13 protein-coding genes are annotated in these 22,311 nt (G+C 50.5%); 12 read left to right on the top strand and 1 reads right to left on the bottom strand.

From position 1 onward, the window contains the following. The first annotated feature begins 16 nt into the window (after nucleotides 1-16). From B5M13_RS25815 to B5M13_RS25795, 5 genes are all read left to right on the top strand, one after another. Nucleotides 17-2,164: an alpha-galactosidase gene (locus tag B5M13_RS25815; RefSeq protein WP_080058414.1), complete on the top strand. Its 2,148-nt coding sequence runs from the start codon at nucleotides 17-19 to the stop codon at nucleotides 2,162-2,164. Nucleotides 2,165-2,233: 69 nt separating this feature from the next. Then, nucleotides 2,234-3,073 carry a phytanoyl-CoA dioxygenase family protein gene (locus B5M13_RS25810; protein ID WP_080058413.1) on the top strand — a complete coding sequence of 280 codons (840 nt, stop codon included), beginning with the start codon at nucleotides 2,234-2,236 and terminating at the stop codon, nucleotides 3,071-3,073. A gap of 120 nt (nucleotides 3,074-3,193) precedes the next feature. After that, complete coding sequence (locus B5M13_RS25805; RefSeq protein WP_080058412.1) at nucleotides 3,194-4,570, top strand: sugar porter family MFS transporter; 1,377 nt, start codon at nucleotides 3,194-3,196, stop codon at nucleotides 4,568-4,570. Nucleotides 4,571-4,579: 9 nt separating this feature from the next. Continuing rightward, nucleotides 4,580-5,218, top strand: a complete 639-nt coding sequence (locus tag B5M13_RS25800) for an RNA polymerase sigma factor (RefSeq protein ID WP_080058411.1) — start codon at nucleotides 4,580-4,582, stop codon at nucleotides 5,216-5,218. A gap of 57 nt (nucleotides 5,219-5,275) precedes the next feature. Then, the gene (locus B5M13_RS25795) at nucleotides 5,276-6,274 is read left to right on the top strand and encodes a FecR family protein (RefSeq protein ID WP_080058410.1); all 999 of its coding nucleotides are present in this window, start codon (nucleotides 5,276-5,278) and stop codon (nucleotides 6,272-6,274) included. Nucleotides 6,275-6,301: 27 nt separating this feature from the next. Here the strand turns inward: B5M13_RS25795 and B5M13_RS25790 are convergent, their stop codons facing one another. Next, nucleotides 6,302-6,853, bottom strand: coding sequence for a transposase (locus tag B5M13_RS25790; RefSeq protein WP_245859500.1), 552 nt, complete (start codon nucleotides 6,851-6,853; stop codon nucleotides 6,302-6,304). Nucleotides 6,854-7,023: 170 nt separating this feature from the next. Between B5M13_RS25790 and B5M13_RS25785 the strand changes: the two genes are divergently transcribed. The 7 genes from B5M13_RS25785 to B5M13_RS25755 all read left to right on the top strand — a co-directional run bounded on the left by B5M13_RS25785 (nucleotide 7,024) and on the right by B5M13_RS25755 (nucleotide 22,164). Beyond that, nucleotides 7,024-10,548, top strand: coding sequence for a SusC/RagA family TonB-linked outer membrane protein (locus tag B5M13_RS25785; RefSeq protein WP_080058409.1), 3,525 nt, complete (start codon nucleotides 7,024-7,026; stop codon nucleotides 10,546-10,548). Between the two features lie 6 nt (nucleotides 10,549-10,554). Further along, nucleotides 10,555-12,282 carry a RagB/SusD family nutrient uptake outer membrane protein gene (locus tag B5M13_RS25780; protein ID WP_080058408.1) on the top strand — a complete coding sequence of 576 codons (1,728 nt, stop codon included), beginning with the start codon at nucleotides 10,555-10,557 and terminating at the stop codon, nucleotides 12,280-12,282. Between the two features lie 10 nt (nucleotides 12,283-12,292). Further along, nucleotides 12,293-15,148 carry a SusC/RagA family TonB-linked outer membrane protein gene (locus B5M13_RS25775; RefSeq protein WP_245859498.1) on the top strand — a complete coding sequence of 952 codons (2,856 nt, stop codon included), beginning with the start codon at nucleotides 12,293-12,295 and terminating at the stop codon, nucleotides 15,146-15,148. 26 nt (nucleotides 15,149-15,174) lie between these two features. Next, the gene (locus tag B5M13_RS25770) at nucleotides 15,175-16,875 is read left to right on the top strand and encodes a RagB/SusD family nutrient uptake outer membrane protein (protein ID WP_155297330.1); all 1,701 of its coding nucleotides are present in this window, start codon (nucleotides 15,175-15,177) and stop codon (nucleotides 16,873-16,875) included. Nucleotides 16,876-16,962: 87 nt separating this feature from the next. Then, nucleotides 16,963-17,751, top strand: coding sequence for a PKD domain-containing protein (locus tag B5M13_RS25765; protein WP_080058405.1), 789 nt, complete (start codon nucleotides 16,963-16,965; stop codon nucleotides 17,749-17,751). Between the two features lie 114 nt (nucleotides 17,752-17,865). Continuing rightward, complete coding sequence (locus tag B5M13_RS25760; protein WP_080058404.1) at nucleotides 17,866-18,282, top strand: sugar 3,4-ketoisomerase; 417 nt, start codon at nucleotides 17,866-17,868, stop codon at nucleotides 18,280-18,282. Nucleotides 18,283-18,537: 255 nt separating this feature from the next. After that, the gene (locus B5M13_RS25755; protein ID WP_170061193.1) at nucleotides 18,538-22,164 is read left to right on the top strand and encodes a cellulose binding domain-containing protein; all 3,627 of its coding nucleotides are present in this window, start codon (nucleotides 18,538-18,540) and stop codon (nucleotides 22,162-22,164) included. The last annotated feature ends 147 nt before the right edge of the window (nucleotides 22,165-22,311 follow it).

Below are 22,311 nucleotides of genomic sequence, written 5' to 3'. Positions count from 1 at the left end.
TTTAACGCAATCGTTTATGAAGAACTTTCTTTACCCATTTTGGCAAAATTACCGGATGCTGGCTATTGCATTAGCGGTGTCTATATCCAGTGCCAGGGGGCAGGTGCAAAATTCGCCCTTTGCCAGATGGAACACGTCGGAGCTTATCCTGAACAACAGTATCGTTCAGCGAACCATCAAACTGCCTGCTTCGGATGGTCATTTGCTGACGACCGAATACAAACCCGTTGCTGGCGAATTCAGGTATTTTCAAAAAACGAATCCAGATTTCCAGTTTGAGATAAACGATAAAGTATATAGCGGCTCCGGCGATTGGAAGCTGGTAAAAACGGAGAGACTTACCGACGCCAAGCAGGGCGACGGAGCAGCCGTAACACTGCAAAGCAACGACGGGAAACTAGAACTCACCCTGAATTTTTTACTTTATCCCAATCTGCCCGTTATCCGCAAAAGCTTAATTGTTAAAAACCTGACCAACGAGCCGGTTCGGCTGGAATCGGTTGATGTCGAAAAGTTTGTGGTAACCAATTACAACGCCACTACGTTTAGCTGGATTTGTCACGACTATGGCCGACGGCGGTCCATTGGTCCCTACGACGGTAACTTTCAGGATGCTCTGCTCACGGTGCATAACAGCGATTGGCAACAGGGTATTGTGATTGGTAACGAGGCTGCTGGTGTCGTTAAACACACGTCGGTTTTCTGGGATGAGCCCGCCATTCTCAGCGGATTGACGCACAAGGATGCCCGCTTCCCCTTTCGGAAATACATCGCGGCAGGTGAGTCGTTCACGACTCCGCAGGTATTCACGATGGTGTATAACAACCACAAAGATCCAGACGAAATCCTGAATACGGCTGTCCCCGATTTTTTGCGTAAACATATGGGTATCCGCCTTTCCGAATTGGAGAAGAAACCCACCTTTGTCTATAACACCTGGGTGCCTTTTCGTAAGAATATCAATGAGAAGCTAGTCATGGAATTGGCTAAAGCAGCCGCCGATGCGGGCATGAAAGAGTTTATCATCGACGATGGCTGGGCCGATAATTATGGCGACTGGATTATCGACAAAAAGAAATTTCCCAATGGCCTGAAACCCGTTTTCGACTATATCAAATCCTTGGGAATGAAGCCCGGCCTTTGGGTCAGCGTGGGCAGTGCCTCTCCGGATAGTAAAGTTTACAAAGCTCACCCGGACTGGTTCGTACTGGACGCTAATCAGCAACCGGCCAACCTGCACGAAGATGACCTGAACATGCGCACCGCCTGCTTTGGTACTCCCTGGCGGGACTACATCAAAGATGTGCTATTAAAGTTGGCGCTGGAGTACGGTCTGGAATACCTGAAACTGGATTTTACGGTGGTCACCAGTACGTACCGATTTGGGAACAAGGTGACGGGTTGCTATGCCGCCAACCATCAGGGGCACAAAGACCATCACGAATCGTTGTACACCAATTATGAAGCCGTCTGGAAACTCTTCGACGAGTTGCATGCCGCTAAGCCTAATCTGTTTATTGACTGCACATTTGAAACGATGGGTGGTCTGCAACTGATTGATTACGCCATGCTGAAACATGCTGAAGGTGACTGGCTGTCAAATTTCTACGGCCCACCTGATGCCAACGTCGATCTGCGCGTCCGGAATATGGCCTGGTGGCGTTCACCTGCCATCCCTGCTACGGCCCTGGTCATCGGAAATCCCGAAATGCAGGATGCCGGTTGGGAGATGCACATCAAATCATTAGCCGGGGCCTTACCCATCATGCTGGGAGACCCCCGAAAATTATCGGCACCTGATCTGAAAAAATACAGGGCCTATGCCAATTGGCTGCAAGGGATGGAAAACAAACACCAGATCATGAGTTACCGCCAGGATCTGGCCGGGTTCGGCGAACCGAAGGAGGGTATGTGGGACGGTTTCCAACGCATCAATACCGACACAAAAGCGGGCGGCATTGTGGGCATATTCCGGCATGGTGCGCCAGAAACAAAGCGAATGGTGACCGTGCGGCAGCTCGACCCCACCAAACGCTACCAAGTTAAATCAATGGATGGGAAACTCGTGGCTTCCCTGAGTGGACAGGACCTGCAAACGATGGGCTTTCAGGTAACTCTGACGGCTATGTATACCGGCGAACTCTTTGAAATTAGCGCGATTTGAGCACTCTACGGCATTAGGACAGACCAGGATCAGAAAACAGATTGAACACAACTTTTAAACTCAATCAACATGACAAACGAATCATTGACACCCGAACAGATTAAGCAATATCATCAGGATGGCTATCTGATTGTCAGGGGCTTTCTGAATGCCGCCGAAGTTGAAAAACTCTACCATGTCGCTATTGAGGACAGCGCCATAAGCAAACACGCCATTAATGTCAACGACAGCACGGGTAAGCGGAGCAAACTGTCGCTCTGGTACAAACCCGGCGACGATGTGTATGGACTCCTCACCCGAAGTCAGCAACTTGTGGAGTCGGTAGATGCCCTGTTGGATAATCCAGCCTCCTCAGTGTGTCATTTTCACTCCAAACTGATGCAAAAAGAGCCGCGCGTTGGCGGGGCCTGGGAGTGGCATCAGGATTACGGCTACTGGTATAAAAACGAATTTCTGCTGCCCGATCAGATGATGTCGGTCATGGTCGCCATTACGGATGCGAATCAGGAAAACGGTTGTTTGCAGGTGATCAAAGGCTCGCACAAAATGGGGCGGGTCGAGCACGGTTTTGCGGGTGAGCAGGTAGGTGCTTCGCAACGCTACGTCGACCTGGCACTGAAAACGATGGAACACGTTTTTGTGGAGTTAACAGCGGGTGATGTTCTGTTTTTTCACAGCAACATCCTCCATCGTTCCGAAGCCAATTTGTCGGATAAGCCGCGCTGGTCGATGATTTCGTGCTACAACCGGCAGTCGAACATTGGTTACAACGAATCATCGTCTTCATCGGCCAGTATCACGGCCATAGATGTGGTCCCTAATGACGCGCTGCTCAACTGGGATGCCGCTGGACTGGTTGAAGAGGGCGCCGAATTTTTGAGTAAAGAGGCTGATGTGGCATTGAAGTAAGAAGAGTTGTGACACAGAGATGCACGGAGGGAAAGGAGATTCACAGAGTTTTCTTTTTCTCTGTGAATCTCTGTGTTGGCTCTGCGAATCTCTGTGTAACAGTTTTTAAAATGAACACTTATGGCCGTTATTATTCAGACTCAACCCAACATCAGCGGGATCGACGTTGCCGTCAACCGACGTTACGTTTACCTTATTAGTGCCATTGCAGCCTTAGGGGGCGTTTTATTCGGTTTCGATCTGGTCATCATTTCTGGCACCGTTCCATTTTTTACGAAGTACTTTCAACTGGATGAGATTCGAACGGGCTGGGCTGTGGGCTGTATCAACCTGGGTGCGGCTTTTGGCGCTTTGATAGGGGGGAAGCTGAGCGATACACTAGGCCGAAAAAAGCTCTTGATGGGCTGTGCGGTACTGTTTGCCCTGACCGGTGTAGGTACGGGCTGGGCCGGTAGCTTTCCGCTGTTCGTTACCTTTCGGATGCTCAGTGGCGGGGCCGTTGGCGCTGCGGCTTTAGTGTGTCCGATGTATGTAGCCGAGATTTCGCCCGCGCCTATACGTGGACAGATGGTGTCGTTTTACCAACTCTCTATTGTCATTGGCATCCTGTTGGCTTACCTCTCCAATTACCTGCTCCTGAATGCCGGGGTCAATAACTGGCGGTGGATGTTTTCTACGCAGTCGGTGCCGTCATTGCTGTTTTTTGTTGGCCTGTTCTTCGTTGCCGAAAGTCCGCGCTGGCTGATCCGTAAAAAGCGTTTACCCGAAGCCATTGCCGTTCTGACGCGAATCGGTGGGCAGACCTACGCTACTGCCGAAGCGTACCAGATCAGAGCCAGCTTCACCCAGGAAACCCAAGAATCGGTCGGCGATCTGTTTCGGAAAGATCTGTGGCCCATTGTCTTCATCGGTATTGTCGTTGCGGTTTTCTCCCAGGCCGTTGGGCAGAATTCCCTGTTTTCCTACGCTCCGGACTTGTTCCGACAGGCGGGTATGGCGCAGGATTTCGCCTTTTTGCAATCGATTATCATTGGCGTAATCAACTTCATTTTTACCTTCATTGCCATTGGTACGATTGACCGAATTGGCCGGAAGAAATTACTGCAATACGGGTCGATGTTGCTTTGTCTGGATGCACTGGCGTTATCGGCGGCTTTTTACTGGCAGTTGCCGGGGAACTGGGTGCTTGTGTTTGTATTGGGGTTCATCGCTATTTATTCCGCTACGTTAGGACCTGTTACCTGGGTGGCTCTCTCCGAAATTTTTCCCAATCGTATCCGGGGTAATGCCATGGCACTGGCAACGCTGGCCCTGTGGATCACCAACTTTTTCACGACGGCCTCCTTCCCCGTCATGAAGCAATACTGGGGTTTACCGGTAACCTTTGGGTTTCACGCCATAGTATGTCTCGCCTATTTTTTGTTCATTTGGGTACGCATGCCGGAAACGAAAGGAAAATCCCTGGAAGAAATAGAAGCCGAGCTAACCCGATCCTAACCTGCCCGTATGACTCCTCAACTTACCCCTGCCGAACATATTCGCCTGTGGAACGACTTTCGAGATGGAAGTCAGGCGGCTTTCTCGCAGCTCTACGAGTACTTCTCGGCTGACCTGTACCGATATGGTTATAATCTGATCCGTAACCGGCAACTGGTGGAAGACTGCCTGCATGAACTGTTCCTGCACATCCACGAAAACCGGTCGAGGCTAGGGGCTACCGATAACATCCGGTTTTACCTCTACCGGGCCTTACGTCGTCGGCTGCTGGATACGGTGGGTCGATTAAATAAGCTGGATTCAGAGGAATATCTGTTCGATAACGCCGAATTTTTAATTCAGCCGTATGAGCAGAGCCTGGTGGAGGAACAACTCATCGAACAGCAAAAACTGCTGGTAATTGCCCAGTTGAACAAGTTGCCCAAGCGACAGAAAGAGATTCTGTACCTGGTGTATATGAAAGGCTTAAGCTACCAGCAGGCGGCAGAGGTAATGGACATTACGATGAAGAGCGTTTATAACACCGTGAACGTAGCCCTAACGACCCTTCGGACTTATGTACGTAGCTCCTTTGAGCAAGGGGGCGCGTTGTGGGTAAGCCTGCCGGGGAGTATACTGATCTATTTCGTAAAGATTTTATTGAGATAAAGCCGGGAAAAAATAAATTGTGGGCTGTTTAACGAGTACGACCATGATGCCTAACTGATGCCAACGCCCGATTTTACTGTAGAAGACTTTTGCAAAGACCCTACATTTATACACTGGGTACTCAGCCCCAATGACGAATCGAATCGGTTCTGGCAATCCTTTATGGCTGATTATCCGCATAAAGTAGCCGATATCCGTTTGGCGATCGACTACGTTAAAACGATTCGTTTTCAGGAAATCGAACCTTCACCACAGGAGCTTGCCCGTTTAAAACAACGTATCTGGAACGATATTGAAAAACCAGACCGCCAGACGCCTGTTGTACCGCTGGTATACGAGTATCGGCGGCTTTATTGGGCAGCGGCCGCCGTTGTGCTACTTGTTGCCTCAATTGGTTTTGCCTGGTCGATCTATCAGGCTAATTCATCCCTGACGTATCAGACGGCTTACGGTAAAATTCAGGAAATCAAGCTGGTGGATGGGTCGGTGGTAACGCTCAATGCTAATTCCAGGCTTAAAGTAGCGGATAACCTGGCCGATCGTCCCATTCGGGAAGTATGGCTTGAAGGTGAGGCTTATTTTGACATCGCCAAACGGAAGGGGGCCAAATTCATTGTTCACACGTCGGAAGCGCAGATCGACGTATTGGGTACCGAATTCAACGTAAACACCCGACGCGACCAAACCCATGTGGTTTTAGAGGAAGGGAGGGTTCAGCTAAGTACAGATAACCAGTCGATGGTCGTCATGAAGCCGGGTGATATGGCTACGGTATCACCGAAAAACCGGCAGATTCAGTTGAAACGCGTGCAGCCTGAACTGTATGATGCCTGGCGAGAATCCTATATCATATTGGACGGCAAAAGTTTACCCGAAATTATCAATAGTCTGGAAGATACCTTTGGCGTGGAAATCAACCTGAACGACAGCCTGTTGCTGAACCAGAAACTCACGGGGAAACTCCGTACCGATGTGGCCGACGACTGCATCGAGAATCTGGGCATTATCCTGGATGCCAATATTAAAAAAACAGGGGATACCTATCAGATTCGGTAAATAGTAGAAACAAGGCATGCCTTGTCTCTACGTGGTATAAAATTTATCGACATCCCAGCGTACAGGATTCTGTTCAATGTAATCGTTAATACGTTGGTATTCTGCATCGTTCCGAATGATGTGATCATGGAAACGGGCCTGCCAGCCAAAATCAAAACCCAATCGATGCGCGTGTTTGGTAACCACCGATTTGTATCCCCCAATAATCGACGAAACCGTGTTTTTGCCCTGGTTTTGAAATCGTTGCGCTGATGGCGTTGATACGTGGCCGTCGTTATTGCCGTCGTCATTATTCAATATCAAAATTCCGTGAATATGGTTCGGCATGACCACAAACGAACCTAATTCAACCTGTTGGGCATGATGGCGTACTTCGTGCCAGAATACATCCGCCAGAATACCAACCGACGACAATTGCATCCGGCCCTGGTTGATGTTGCCAAAATAATGATGCCGTTGCGCTGTGCAAATCGTAATAAAATAAGCCCCGGCCCACCCATATCCCACCAGGCCGCCCGCGCCGAAGCAATCCGGTATTTGTTCTGAAATCGTTCCATATGGCTTTGGACATACAATCATACAATACGTAACGAGTTAGAAGACCTATGAATCGATGGCATCGGGTTGGTCGTATTTAAGCCGAAAATTCAAAAATTAACAGAAAATAATCATAGAAAAACGGGAAAAGCGATACCCTCGCCTGTTTGACTACCAACACAGCCAGTCAATCACACGATCCGGTTTAATCTATGAAAAGACGTATCCTCTTTTATACAGCCTTGTGGTTATCCTGCCTTATTGGGATTCCGGAAGGAAAGGCCCAACTGACATTTGCCTCCGTACATAAGCTACAGCAGGGCAATTGGGCACAGGACAATAGCAACAGCATCATTGCCCTGCTCAAGAAGTTAGAACTGACTCACCGAACGAGTTTCGTCTATCAGAAAGAACTGCTGGAAAACAAAACTTTCACGGGAACTGTCAATGAAAACGACAGGCTGGAACAGGTTCTCGACCGGGTACTAACGCCCGCCAATCTACGCTTTCGTAAACTCAAAGGGGGAGGCTATACTATACTACCCCGTAAATCGGCCAAAAACGTACCACCCGAAACCGAGTTGTTAAAGACATCGGCAAACCAGTCAACTGAACCAGAAGCGGATAAGGTGCTGGTAACGAATACGCTGGCCGCACGGATGGATCTGCAATCGCTGTCGACCACCAAACCCGCCGACATTGTGATCAGGGGAAAAGTGACGGACACCGAGAAAGGGGAGCCGGTTCCGGGAGCCAGTATTGTGATCAAAGGGGCTGCCAAGGGGACCAATACCGATGCCAGTGGCCTGTATACCATTGCTGTACCCGACCAGAATGCGGTTCTGGTATTCAGCTTCGTTGGCTTTGATAAGCAGGAAGTTCTCGTTGGCAACCAGACTCAGATCAACATCGCGCTAAAGCCCGATATGAAGGAACTCAACGAAGTCGTGGTGGTGGGATTTGGTACGCAGAAGAAAGCAACCGTTACCGGCGCAATTGCCGCTATAGGCACCAAAGATTTACTACAGTCGCCGGTAGCCAACATCAGTAATTCGCTGGTGGGTCGAATGCCGGGGCTTTTTGCCGTCCAAACCAGTGGCGAACCGGGTAACAATGCATCCACCCTCCGCATCCGGGGGGTGAGTACGTTTTCGGGCGCGTCTGATCCGCTTATTCTGGTGAATGGGGTTGAGGTAAGCAACTATAACAACATCGACCCCAACGAAATTGAAAACCTGACCATCTTAAAGGATGCATCGGCCACCGCGATTTATGGGATACGGGGGGCTAATGGCGTTTTGCTGATTACCACCAAGCGGGGGAAAGTAGGGAAACCCCAGTTGAGCTACACGGGCAATGTGGCTGTAACCAGCTTTACCAGTTTGCGGAAAGGCATGAATAGTTACGATTATGCCCGCTTGTACAACGAGTCCCTCAAAAACGACACCTATGTATCGGGGGCAGTGTATGTTCCCAAGTTTACAGATGCCGACCTGGCCCTGTATAAATCGGGTGAAGACCCAATTTTTCATCCCAACACCGACTGGTACTCCCTGGTGCTTAAGCCGCAGGCCCTGCAAACTCAGCATAATCTGAGTATCAATGGCGGTACCGAGAAGGTACGTTATTTCGTGTCGGCGGGATTCTTCAGCCAGGGCGGACAGTTCAACCACAGCGATTTAGTGAAAGATTTCGATGCCAACCGGAAGTACAAACGCTATAACTTCCGGTCGAGCTTCGATTTTGACGTGACAAAACGACTAAAAGCCTCCATTGACCTATCGTCGCAAACCGAGAACCTGAGTGGGAATAACTGGCCGACAGTTCGGGTAATTGAAGGCATTGCCAGAGCAAATCCGTTAACATCACCGGGCCTGATTGGTGATAAACTGGTTAACCTGGTTGGGGTAGGTACCGCCAATAACCCCCTGGCCGATATGTTCGGTCAGGGATATAACCGGCAATTCAAAAATTTCCTGCAAGGCTCCATTCGCCTGGATTACACCCTTGATTTCATCACGCAGGGGTTGATGGCTACCGGTATTGTCAACTACCAGAACAACAACACCGAGACCCTGGTCAACAACCGTACGCTGATTACGTATAATGCTATCCGTTTGCCCGATAACAGCGTGAATTTGGTGCCTCAGTCGGCTGATAGTCCCTTTTCATTTGGCCAGACGATTGGTAAAACCCGGCGGACATATGCCCAGTTTGGCTTCGATTACAAGCGGGCGTTCGGCGATCATTACGTAACGGCTTTAGTGAACTACAACCAGACCAAGTACTTCGATCCCACGCTGGCGTTCCTGGTTCCTAATGGCTATCAGGGCGTCGTTGGCCGGGCCACCTACGGCTACAAAGGCCGTTACCTGGCCGAATTTACGTTTGGCTACAACGGAACAGAAAACTTTGCTCCTGGTAATCGGTTTGGCTTCTTTCCGGCCTATTCGCTGGGTTGGGTAGCCTCCGATGAATCCTTCTTTCCCAAAAACGATGTAGTTACCTACCTCAAAATCAGAGGATCGTACGGAGAGGTGGGAAATGATAAGATTGGTAGCGATCGGTTTTTATACCGTCCTTCGGCCTATGTCATTACAACGGCTTCAGGAACAGGCGGCTATTATTTTGGTGAAGTGGGCAGCACATCAACCCGATACAATTATTCGTCAGAAGGTAAATTAGGGAATCCGAATGTTACCTGGGAGCGGGCTGTCAAACAAAATCTAGGTGTAGAAATGTCGTTCTGGAAGGGCAAAATCGGTCTTACTGCCGATGTATTTTCGGAACAGCGAAACAACATTTTAGCTAACCTGGGTACTGTACCCGTAACGGTAGGGGCCACCTTGCCCGCTTACAATCTGGGGCGCATGAAGAACCATGGTTTTGATGCAGATATTACCTACAATGACCACATTGGGAACGTTAATTTCTGGATAAAAGGAAACTTTACATTTGCGAGGAATACCGTTGAGTTTCAGGATGAAATCAAACGGCCCTTCTCCTACCAGTATCGCACCGGGCAGCGGTATGGCCAGTTTTTTGGCTTAGTAGCCGAGGGGCTCTACAATACGTGGGCTGAAGTAAATGACGCCAACCGACCCGTTTCGTCCTGGAATAACAACCGCCTGCAACCCGGTGATATAAAGTATAAGGACACCAACGGCGATGGTATCATCAACGACGATGATCAGGTGCCCATTGGCTACTCCAACTTCCCCGAAAAGATTTTCGGTATTTCGTTCGGGGGTAATTACAAAGGCTTTGACATTTCCGTTCTGTTCCAAGGCGCCGGGAATGTTTCGCTGGCCTATAACCGGCGACAAATCCGGGGGTTCTTTGAAAACTCAGGTGCGCCTGAATACCTGGTCAATAGCTGGTCGGCTGATCGCTATGAGAAGGGCTTACCCATCCAGTTTCCCCGCCTGACGCAGGGTGACGAGAACAACCACAACAACCGGTTCTCTACCTATTGGGTACGCGATGCCAGTTATGTTCGCCTAAAAAACGTAGAAATTGGGTATAATATCCCAAAAACGTTTCTGGCTAAACTAGGCCTGAGTGGAACCCGCGTGTATGCCAACGCCAACAACCTGATTACCTGGAGTTCCGTGCTTCCCGGTGTCGACCCCGAACTGAGTGGCACTGCGCCGGGCAGTACCACTCAGGGCGTAACCAACGAAGAACCTTACCCACTGACCCGCACTATCAACTTCGGGCTTAACCTTAAATTCTAACTCACCATGAAAACATTTTTCAGGGCTATACTTTGTGGTGTCATGTGCCTGGCCGTATCGGCCTGCGATAAATCACTTAATGAATTTTTAGATAAAGCACCGGGTGTCGATGTTACGGAAAATACCATTTTTTCCTCTAAGGTTCAATTGGAGACCTTCATTGCGGGAACTTACCGAATTGGCCTGCACTCGATCTTTACCTATAACGATGCGAACCTGATCCCGACATCCCGAACGTATTGCATCAATGCCCCCATTACGGATGAGGCTGAGTGCGAAGTTACCTTTATGCACCCGGAGCAGTGGAATGCAGGCAATGTTACGTCGGCTACAACTCTGGTGGCCAATGAAGATTACCGGTATTACATTCGCTGGACGGCCATCCGAAATTGTAACATCATTCTGGAACGACTGAATGACGTGCCGGGCCTGGATGAAACCTACAAAAATCAGGTCGCTGGCGAAGTGAGATTCATACGGGCGCTCAATTATTCTGAAATGCTCAAACGCTACGGTGGGGTACCCATTATCGATAAGCGGTTTCAGCTGACCGACAATTTTCAGGTCAAGCGCAATACGATCGAAGAAGTTGTGAATTTCATCGTAAAAGACTGCGATGAAGCTGTAGCCAAATTACCTGCGACCTATACCTCCAACTTCCGGGGGCGGATCACCAAAACGGCGGCCCAGATGCTGAAAGCGCGTACGTTGCTCTATGCCGCCAGTCCGTTATTTAACACAGCTACCCCCTACCTGAGCTTAGGGGAAGACAACAAGCTCATCTGCTATGGCAACCAGGATAATAACCGCTGGCAACTGGCAGCCGATGCGGCCAAAGCGGCTCTCGATCTGGCACCTGCCGGTAATTTCGCCCTCATTACGGACAAAGGTGTTGACAAGAATTATAAATATGCCTGGGAGCAAAATGACAATGCCGAAATCGTACTGGCCGAAAAAACCTATGCCAGCCGGGCGCGGACGCAGTTTCCCTGGTATGGGCAACAGCCAGTAACGATTATCAATGCCTGGGGTGGGGTATCGGTCATTCATAATTTTGTCCGGAAATACGAAAAGAAAGACGGAACGCCCCAAACCTGGCCGGGCGGCTCTGATCTTATGAAAAAATACGCGGAACTGGACCCTCGTTTTGCGCAGACGGTAGGCTACAATGGCTCCTACTATGATAAGGACGTACCCTTGCTGGAAACCTTTCAGGGCGGTCGCCATGCTACAGATTGTGATGGCGGAGCCTGGCTGAAAAAGTTGCTACCCGATGCGCTGTCGGCTAGTTCGGGTGCCGTGCCGAATGGGATCGTTTTCCGACTTGCCGAAGCTTACCTGAACTATGCCGAAGCCCTCAACGAAGCGCAGGGGCCAGTGCCAGCTGCCTATGAGGCCGTCAATACGATTCGGGCACGATCGGGTATGCCCAAACTGCCGACGGGTCTGACCAAAGAGCAGTTTAGAGACCGGGTACGCAACGAACGTGACATCGAACTGGCTTTTGAAGATCATCGCCTGTACGACATCAGGCGCTGGAAAATCGCTGAAAATGATGGCGTAATGCAGGGAGCCTTCTATGGGCTGAAAATTACGAAAATTACGGGCAGCACCGAGTTTAAATACGAGCCTTACGTATTCGAAACCCGCACCTTCCTGACCCGAATGTACTTGCATCCTTTCCTGAATACCGAAGTCTATAAAGGTTATCTCGTCCAGAATCCGGGCTACTAACGTATCGGTCATGACACTTATGAATCTTAAAAACTACTATACAATCGGGCTGCTCGTTGTGCTGGCTGTGGTCTTTAATCAGTCCGCCTGGGCACAGAAAGCCGTTACAGACTCAACAACGGACGTTACTGCTTTAAGTCGGCAATCGTCTGTCAACCGAAACGTCGAACGGCCTATCGCCTATGGTCGGCAACCGGCCTGGAAAATTACCGGTGCCCTGTCGACTGTTTCGGGAAGCGATCTGCAAAAAAACTTTACGACTAACCTGGCCAATACATTTTATGGCCGCCTACCGGGCCTTACGGTTCTGCAGGGCGGGGGTGAGCCGGGCAATGATTCCCCGTCGCTCATTGGACGGGGTATTAATACGTTTGGCAATGGGGGGCGTAACCTGCTGATTATGGTCGACGGTTTCGAGAGTTCGTATGAGCAGCTCGTGCCGGACGAAATCGAATCGGTGTCGCTCCTGAAAGATGCCTCGGCAACGGCGATCTATGGGCTAAGGGGTGCCAATGGGGTGTTGCTGGTAACGACCAAACGGGGAAGCGATAGCCCACTTGTGGTGAATTTTAGTACTCAGCAGGGCTTTCACACCGCGTCGAACCTACCTCAGTTTCTGGGTTCGTACGACTATGCCCGCTTATATAACGAAGGACTCGTCAACGATGGCAAAGCACCCCGCTACACCGATGCCGATCTGGAAGCGTATCGATCCGGTAGCGATCCGTATTTTCATCCGAACGTAAACTGGTATGATGTGGTGCTGAAGAAAACGGCGCCTATCGCCAATTACAATCTGAACTTCCGGGGCGGCAATAGCACCGTTCGGTACTTCGTGTTGCTGAACGCCATTAAGAGTAATGGCCTCTATCAGAACGTTGGGAACATGGAGCCCGAAAGTGTCAACTCGAAATATTCTCGGTTCAATTTCCGGTCGAATGTCGATATGAATCTGACCAAACGGCTGTCGGCTTCGCTAACGCTGGGTGGGTCAGTAGAAGATAAAGCGAATCCGGCGGCTACCACAACCGGATCGGTCTTTACATCACTGGCAACGCTGCCGCCCAATGCCTTCCCGGTCTATAATCCCGATGGTAGTTTCGGTGGCACCAGTGCCCTATCGAATCCATTCGCCAACCTGCTGCAAACGGGGTCTTATGCCTCCAATGGCCGCACCCTCCAGTCGACCCTGAAGCTGACCGAGCAACTGGATATGGTTACGCCGGGCCTGACTATATCGGCGGCTGCGTCGTTCAACAACTTTTTCAGAAGCTACTCGAACAAAACCAAAACGTATGAGCGGGCATTGGTCAGCAAGACAGCCACCGGCGATACGCTCTACAGCCGATTTGGGCAGAAGACCTCCCTACTCGGTAATGAGGACAATTCCGACCAGTGGCGAAATGTAGTTTTTCAGGCTTTCCTGAATTACGACCGCTCCTTCGGTAAGCACGATGTGTCGGCGTTGTTGATGTATAATTCGGATAGCTACACCAATACCAACAACACTACAACGGCTGTGTTGAGCCTGCCTTATAAGCACGTGGGCGTGGGCGGGCGGGTTACGTATACCTACGCGAAGACCTATGTTGGGGAGCTTTCCTTTGGCTATATGGGGTCCGAAAATTTCCCGAAAGACCGACGCTACGGGTTCTTTCCGGCAGCCTCAGTTGGCTGGATTGCGTCTAATGAGGCATTTCTTAAAAATAATTCAACCCTTACTTACCTGAAACTGCGCGGTTCGTATGGTCTGGCGGGTAACGACCAGATTGGCGGCAACCGGTTCATGTTTCAGCAACTATTTCCCTATACGGCTGCCTATTACCTGGGTACGGCCAATACGCAGGTTTTCGGTTTAGCTGAAGGCGCAGCGGCCAACACACAATTAAGCTGGGAAAAACAGAAAACGTTGAATATTGGCCTGGAGCTGACGCTGGCAAAACGCCTGGATGTGGGGATTGATCTCTTTCAGAATGATCGATATGATATCCTGGTAGCCCCCAACCGTACGGTACCCCAATACACCGGTGTTACGCTGCCCCTGCTGAACCAGGGTAAAGCTACCAATAAAGGCTTCGAAGCCACTATACGCTATAGCAGTAAATCGACAGGGCAATTCCAGTATTTTGTGGAAACCAGCGCCTGGTATGCTAAAAACAAGATCGTCTATAATGCTGAGGCTATCCGGCTGTTCGATTACCAATACACTACAGGTCAGGCCATTGGACAACCGTTTGGTCTGGAAGCACTGGGGCTTTTTAAAGACCAGGCTGATATTGCCGCCAGTCCCCGCCAGATATTTGCGCCTGTACAACCCGGCGATATTAAATACAAAGATCAGAATAACGACGGCATTATCGACCAGAACGATACGCGCCCAATTGGCAAAACATCGATACCAACGCTTACGGTGAACCTGCATTCAAAATTCCAGTATCGGGGATTTGATCTGGAGTTTCTGTTTCAGGGCGTAACGGGCAGGACTGCGTATTTTGGCGGAACCCAGTTCCAGGCCTTTCAGAACAATGGCCAGGTTGGTCCCATTGCCCTCGACCGCTGGACACCCGCAACGGCAGAGACGGCTACTTACCCACGCCTGTCGGCGTCCAATAACCTGAATAACTACCAGTACTCCAGTTTCTGGCAGCGCGACGGCAGCTTTATCAAGTTGCGCAGCCTCGAACTGGGCTACACCCTGCCGGGTCAGCTCGTCGATAAAGTCAAACTCATCAATGCCCGGATATTCATAAACGGAACCAACCTGTTTTCGCTCGATCACCTGAAAGGCTACATGGACCCTGAAGTGAGTGGGATAGGGTACCCACCCCTGCGAACGGTCAGTGCGGGTGCCAGACTTCAGTTTTAAGGGAGGTATTTAACAAGATAAACACTATGAAATCTATATTTTCTCTCCTCTTTGTGGCTTCGGTTGTCTGGCTGACTAGCTGCGAGAATCTGGATCGGGAACTCATCACCGATATAACGCAGCAACAACTTATCCGGTCCTATGATTATACCCTGTACCGGGTCAACTCACTCTATACCAATGTGCCTGCGGGGTACCTCCAGATTGATGGGGCTATGACCGCGTCGGCAACCGATGAAGCCGAACATACACTCGAAACTTCGAATGTCCAGAAATTTAATAATGGCTCGTGGAATGCTATTGACAACCCCGACAATCTTTGGGCTAATTTCTACCAGGGTATTCGGAAAGTAAACCAGTTCCTGATTGCGACGGATAGCGTCAATCTGGACCAGTATCGGCTTGATCCGGCACCTTCTGCCCAGACCATTTATCAGAACCGGCTAAATGACATTAAACGGTGGAAATACGAAGCCCGGTTTTTGAGAGCCTATTTTTACTTCGAGCTGGTCAAACGCTATGGTGGGGTACCGATTGTCACCCAGATTTTTTCCGTAGACGATAATTTTCAGGCGACAAAGCGAAATACTCTGGCTGAGTGTATGCAGTACATTACGGCGGAGTGCGATTCGGCGGCCAAGAACTTGCCCATTACCTACGCGGCTACCGATTTGGGACGGGCTACAAAGGGCGCTGCTCTGGCCCTGAAAAGCCGGGTGCTGCTCTATGCCGCCAGCGATTTGTTTAACACACCTACCTGGGCAAGTGGCTACGGCAATCTGGAACTCATCGCGCTCACCGGCGACCGTCAGGCGCGTTGGAAAGCGGCCGCCGATGCCGCCAAAGCCGTCATTGACCTGGCCGGTACGGGCTATGCCCTGAATACCAACTACCGGAATCTGTTCATTACGAATAGCTATACCTTACCGGAAATTATTTACTCCCGCCGAAATTCAGCCTCTAACGAGTTCGAGAAAGCGAACTACCCCATTGGGTACGATCTGGGCAACAGTGGTACAACACCGTCCCAGAATCTGGTCGATGCCTATGAGATGACCGACGGCACGAAATTCAACTGGAACAATCCCGTTCAGGCCGCCAATCCCTATGCCAACCGCGACCCGCGTCTGGGGCTCAATATTATTCTGAACAATACGTCCTATAAAGGCCGGAATGTGGAAGCCTGGTCCGGTGGCCGGGATGGGAAGGGTATTGTCAACGCCACAAAAACGGGGTATTACCTGAAGAAGTACGTTAACGAAAACCTGAATCTATTGCTTAACAACACGAGCGTGTATTCCTGGAATATATTCCGGCTTGCTGAAGTCTACCTGAATTACGCCGAAGCGCTAAACGAAGTCTCGCCCGGCCATGCCGACATTAAAACCTATGTCGATAAAGTACGTACCCGAACAGGGGTTGGTCTGCCTGGTCTGCCTACCGGATTATCGCAGGCCGAAATGCGGGAGCGGATTCGGAATGAACGTCGGGTTGAACTGGCTTTTGAAGATCACCGGGGCTGGGACGTTCGGCGGTGGCTACAGGGGCCCCAATACCTGGGTGCTCCCCTGATGGGTGTCGACATTACCAAAAACGGCGACGGGACGTTCACCTATAAGCCGATTGTGGTCGAAAACCGGGTATTTGAACCGAAGATGTATCTGTATCCAATTCCACAGGGCGAACTGAATGCCTCAAAAGGGCTGGTTCAGAACCCCGGCTGGTAAACACCCGGCGCAAACAGGCTCCGGCTGTTTGCCTAAGACATACATCAACAGACAGCCGGAGCCTGTTTGCGCCTAACGTACAACCTCATGATCACTTCCTATACCACTCGACTGGCGCTCGTCTTCTTTGGGTTCAGCCTGTTACTGAGCTCGTGTACCTACGAGGAACTCGCCAAAGCCAGCTATCCCCAACAGATCATTTATATGCCAACGGCTAAAAACGGCCTGTTTACCATCAACAGTATTTCAACCTCGGGTACGTACCGGTTCACGGTCGACCTGACGGCTAAAAAAATAATTGTGCCCCTCGGCGTGTTTCGGGGTGGCGTTTCGGCCGATGGCGATGTGCCCGTAACGATTGCTGCCAATGCCGATACCGTCAGTAAGCTTATCAGCACTAGTGCATTAATAGGAACGATGGCCTTACCCACCGATAAATTTGAGCTGCCGAATTCGATTATTATTCCGAACGGACAAGAGTCGGCTGTGTTCAACCTGACCATCGACCTGGACTATCTGCGCGCGAATCCAACGCAGAAACTGGCCGTTGCGGTTGGTATTGCGAGTGCACAGACCCCTGTCAATCCATTGCTCAAAACGACGGTCATTTCCTTCGATCCCACCATTCTAAAACCTACCCCCAATTTTACAACCAAAGCCGATGCCACGGTACCTCAGAAGATTACATTTACCAACACCTCGGTGAATGCCGTTAGTTATTCCTGGGATTTTGGCGACGGCTCGGCGGCTGTGGCTGACCCAGCTCCAATTTACACCTACACCAAAGCCGGTACGTATACGGTTACCCTGACCGCTACGGGTATTACAGGTAGTGCCGATGCTGCCCAAAAAATAACGTCGGTGACCATACCGTAGGAGCCTGTATTAATTACTATTCGCTGCCCCAAGTATGCTCTTATTTGTTTCCATTGATAGGTTGGTTTCGTAAACGCTTCCCCACAGGTTTGGGGAAGCATTTTCTTTCGATGAATGGCTCTATTGTTGAAACTGGCTCAGTATTCCTGCGAACGGGGTGATTTGACCGTTTTAGAACATATCCTTCCTGGATCGATCAAACGCATCTTTTATATCGCTAATGCGGATGGCGCTACGCGTGGTGGGCATCGGCATTACAGAGCCTGGCAGGCATTGGTCTGCCTTCAGGGTAGTGTCGATGTACTGGTTGAAACAGGCAGGTATACCAGATGTTATTCGTTGGTCAGCTCGGATCAATGCCTGGTTCTCCAACCCAACGACTGGCATCTGTTAGAAAACTTTCGGGATTCGGCTATTGTGCTGGTCATATCCAATGAGTATTACAACGAGAAAGATTACATCTATGAACGCCCATCCGATGAGACGATCAACATAGTTCGTAAAGAGTCGATAAATACCATCACTATTTAACGTAGCGGTTAATTTTTATACCGTCGTTTATTTCTTTTTGACTTTATGTCAATACCTATCTGAACCCTCTGGCTTCGGTCGGGAACGTGTTGAATTCTCTATCCCACTTAGCTGAACATACGTCACTCAATCTTTCCTTACCAGTAAAAAAACTCAATGATGAAAGTTTACCAAAACAAATGGTTGGTTTTAAGCCGACAAACAGTCAGGACGCCAGGAAGTAAAGCAGGCTCGTTTGCTCCGTATCGAGCATCCTTGTTCGCTCTAGTAATTTTATGGGCCGTATCAGCGGCTGTTCAGGCGCAGACCCTCTCGGCGGGTATGACCTTTCCACAGTTCAATTCCTCCTACATATCGGGCGCAGAAATTACTATTCAGGCCACAGCAACGACCCCGGCCGGTACAACTATTACCAAAGTAGAGTTTTTTTACGATGCGGCCTTCTCGGGAACGTACACCAAAATTGGAGAAGACCTGACGGCTCCCTACTCGATTGTCTGGACAGCCCCCGCAGTGCCCGCCAATGGACGAAGTTATCAGCTTCGGGCGGTGGTTACCAACTCGGCCTCTGCTACGGCTATTCAGGCTGGCACGGGCTACAATGGTATCACCGTCTATCCGGCTACCTACACCAGCACCCGAAACTGGTACGTAAGCGCATCGGCCCCGGCAGCCAACACGGCAGGAACGGAAGCCTTACCCGTTAACACCATCCAGAAAGCGGCTGATCGGATGGCACCCGGCGATACCGTTTTTGTAATGGCAGGTACCTACACCGGGACGAGCACCAACATTGTCAGTATTCAACGTACTGGCTTGGCCGGTAAATGGATTGTGTTTATGCCCTACAAAGCCGACAAGCCCGTTTTGCAGTTGGGTAACAACAACTGGCAGGCTTTCAATGTATTACCGGCAGCCGCCTACATCCGGATTCAGGGATTTGAAATCATCGGCAATAACGCGAACATAACCCTGGCGCAGGCTCAGGCGCAACCCGGTGCCTGCGAGGGGCCGAGTCCGGCAGCAACGCCAATTGCCCGATTCAACGGGAATGGCATTTCGGTCACAGGCCGCACGGGGGGAAATCTTCGTCCCCACCACATTGTCATTGCCAACAATAACGTCCACGATTGTGCGGGGGCTGGTGTATCAGCCATTGAAGCCGACTACATCACGATTGAAGACAACATGTTGGCCAATACTTCCTGGTACACCGTGTATGGAACCAGCGGCATAAGCATCTTCAATTCCTGGAATTATGATAATTCTACCGATACCAGAATGATTGTTCGCCGGAACCGCAGCTTTGGTAATATCCTCAAAGTCGCCTGGAACATCGGCGGCACGGGTACGAACTGTAAGTTTTACGATGGAAACGGTATCATTCTCGACAATAACCGGGGCGCCGATCCCAATAATGCCGCTGCTATTAAAAATCCCCTGGGCGACTATACCGGTAAATTCCTTGTCGAGAATAACCTGTGCTACAAGAACGGCGGCCGCGGTATCAATATCAATTACTCCGATAATGCGATTATCCGCAATAACACTACGTATCAGAATGGGCAAAGCGATGGCGGGTTTGGCGTTGGCATCGACAATGAACTTATTATGCAGGGTTCAATTGGTGCCCGCATTTTTAACAACATTTTCTATGGAAAACCGGGAGAAAGCCCAAGTTCGGTTTCGGGCAGCTCTGATATTCAACAGAATAACAACCTGACATTCAGTACAGTTGGTAATGGTTATTTTGCTAATAATCAGAACATTGTCGGGCAGGACCCTCAGTTTGTCGATGCCGCCAATGGCGATTTCCGGCTGGCCAGCTCCAGCCCGGCTATCAACGCCGGAAGTAACACGGCAGAGCAGTATGCCGCCAAAGATATTCTGGGTGTAGATCGCCCGCAGGGACTTGGTGTCGACATCGGCGCTTATGAATTCCAGGGTACGCCCATTTCATTTAGCCAGCAACCCGCCAGTGGCTCGGCCGTTTGTGTGGGGGCTACCGCAGGGGTTTCAGTAATGGTCGATGGTGCGGTACAGGCTTATCAGTGGTATAAGGATGGAAACGCGCTAACCGGCGTTACGTCAGCCACCACCGCTACGTTGTCGCTTTCGGCTGTGACGGCCGCCAATCAGGGCAGTTACTACGTCGTTGTTACTGGGTTTAACAGTCTGACATCCACAGCTTTCAACCTGACTATCAATGCATCGCCCTTGGCTGGGTTGACGGCCAGCGGCACTATTGGCTGCACCAGCCCAACGGTTACCCTAACCGCTACGTCTGGTTCGAACCTAACGTATAGCTTCAGTAGCGGTGCTACCCAGATTGGCACGGGCAATACAGCAACGGTTAGTCAGGCAGGCACGTATTCGGTGCTCGTCACCTCCGCTGAGGGGTGCTCCGCTTCGGCCTCTATCAACGTAATGGGGAGTTTGGCTACGCCTGATGCGCCCAACGTCAGTAGTGTATCGGCCACGCAGGGAACGGGTAATGTGACCTTAACCGTTCCGAACTGCTCAGGAACAGTCAATTGGAATGGCCCTGATGGTAGTAGCTCACTGGTGGTCTCGACCTCGGCGGTTGGTGAATTCATCTACGCCGTAACCTGCCAGGTGGGTGTTTGTATCAGCCCAATTACCAGCGTCACGGTTAGCGTAAAAGCACCTCCCGCTACGTTGAGCGTGTCGTACCGGGACGGCGATAATAACCTACCCAGCAACAATGTCATCCGACCATATCTGAAACTCAACAATGAAGGTAATACGGCTGTCTCCTATAGCGACATCACGATTCGTTATTGGCTGACGGTGGAAGACTTTTCGCCCCTGACCAACCTGTCAGTATACTGGGCGCAACTGGGCACCAGCAAAGTCCGGATGCGCTACGTAGCGTTGACACAGCCACGGCAGGGCGCTTTGGGCTACGTTGAATACAGCTTCGATGCCTCGTCAGGAACACTGGCGGCAGGTAGTAATTCGGGTGAAATCCAGACCGGAGTTGGCAAGCAGAACTGGACGAACGTTTCCGAATCGGACGATTATTCGTTTGCGCCAACGGCGGTCTACACCAAAACCGACCGGATCACGATCTATAAAAACGGAGTGCTGGTCGGGGGTGTCGAGCCCGCAGCTATTGCCCCCATAACGGCGTTGAACGTGTATTCCCAGAACAAAAACAGCACCTCGACTACAAACCAGATTAGCACGTATCTGAAACTGGCCAACGCTGGCAATGTACCGGTCGATTATAGCCAGGTAACGGTTCGCTACTGGTTCAGTGCCGAAGGAGCTAACCCGTTGGTTTACAATCTGGACTTTGCTGAACTGGGTAATGGCAACATTAAAAGTAAATTTGTTAAGGAGAATCGGGCGGGCACGGATACGTATCTGGAACTGAGTTTTGTGCCGACACTGGGCGAACTGAACCCACTCAGCTCGACGGGTATTATTCAGCAACGTATCAATAAATCAGACTGGTCGAACTTCAACGAAGCCAACGATTATTCGTATAAACCAGCCGGAGCATTGTCGGAAAATACCCACATCACCGCCTATATAAATGGTACGTTGGTTTACGGGCAGGAGCCAGACCCGGTTGGTGCGCGGGTAGGGGTAGAGCCATCAGGATTACGGGTGATCGTGCTCGGCAATCCGATTCAGGGCGATGCCATTCAACTGGACGTAACAGGCGCTGAAGGTCAACTTCTGCGCGCCGAACTAATTGATAGCCGGGGGCAACTGGTAACGAAACATCAGGTCGAGCAGGCGGCTACGTCGGAGCACATTCGGCTGCCGGTTGGCCGGTCGTCGGCTGGCGTGTTGCTGTTGCGGGTCAGTACGTTGGCAGAAAGCCAGACGCTGAAGCTGATAAAGCCGTAGGAATAAATTACCTGAGCCTGAGCCGTTCGCTGTTTATTGAAAAAGATGGCGAACGGCACAGGCTTGAGTCAGTAGTGTGGGCCTAAAAAAGCCTTGTTTTCGTTGTTAGGCGTTCATCAGGTTCAGGGCATAAACGCTGAACAGACA

The sequence above is a fragment of the Spirosoma aerolatum genome, assembly GCF_002056795.1.
Classification (GTDB): Bacteria; Bacteroidota; Bacteroidia; order Cytophagales; family Spirosomataceae; genus Spirosoma; species Spirosoma aerolatum.
The sequence above is the reverse complement of the archived record's forward strand: the minus strand, read 5'-3'. Positions and strand labels throughout refer to the sequence as shown.

Excerpts from the sequence above, each read along its gene's own strand:
- B5M13_RS25815 (WP_080058414.1), top strand. The coding sequence starts at position 17 with ATGAAGAACTTTCTTTACCCATTTTGGCAAAATTACCGGATGCTGGCT.
- B5M13_RS25810 (WP_080058413.1), top strand. The coding sequence starts at position 2,234 with ATGACAAACGAATCATTGACACCCGAACAGATTAAGCAATATCATCAG.
- B5M13_RS25805 (WP_080058412.1), top strand. The coding sequence starts at position 3,194 with ATGGCCGTTATTATTCAGACTCAACCCAACATCAGCGGGATCGACGTT.
- B5M13_RS25800 (WP_080058411.1), top strand. The coding sequence starts at position 4,580 with ATGACTCCTCAACTTACCCCTGCCGAACATATTCGCCTGTGGAACGAC.
- B5M13_RS25795 (WP_080058410.1), top strand. The coding sequence starts at position 5,276 with ATGCCAACGCCCGATTTTACTGTAGAAGACTTTTGCAAAGACCCTACA.
- B5M13_RS25790 (WP_245859500.1), bottom strand. The coding sequence starts at position 6,853 with ATGATTGTATGTCCAAAGCCATATGGAACGATTTCAGAACAAATACCG.
- B5M13_RS25785 (WP_080058409.1), top strand. The coding sequence starts at position 7,024 with ATGAAAAGACGTATCCTCTTTTATACAGCCTTGTGGTTATCCTGCCTT.
- B5M13_RS25780 (WP_080058408.1), top strand. The coding sequence starts at position 10,555 with ATGAAAACATTTTTCAGGGCTATACTTTGTGGTGTCATGTGCCTGGCC.
- B5M13_RS25775 (WP_245859498.1), top strand. The coding sequence starts at position 12,293 with ATGACACTTATGAATCTTAAAAACTACTATACAATCGGGCTGCTCGTT.
- B5M13_RS25770 (WP_155297330.1), top strand. The coding sequence starts at position 15,175 with ATGAAATCTATATTTTCTCTCCTCTTTGTGGCTTCGGTTGTCTGGCTG.
- B5M13_RS25765 (WP_080058405.1), top strand. The coding sequence starts at position 16,963 with ATGATCACTTCCTATACCACTCGACTGGCGCTCGTCTTCTTTGGGTTC.
- B5M13_RS25760 (WP_080058404.1), top strand. The coding sequence starts at position 17,866 with ATGGCTCTATTGTTGAAACTGGCTCAGTATTCCTGCGAACGGGGTGAT.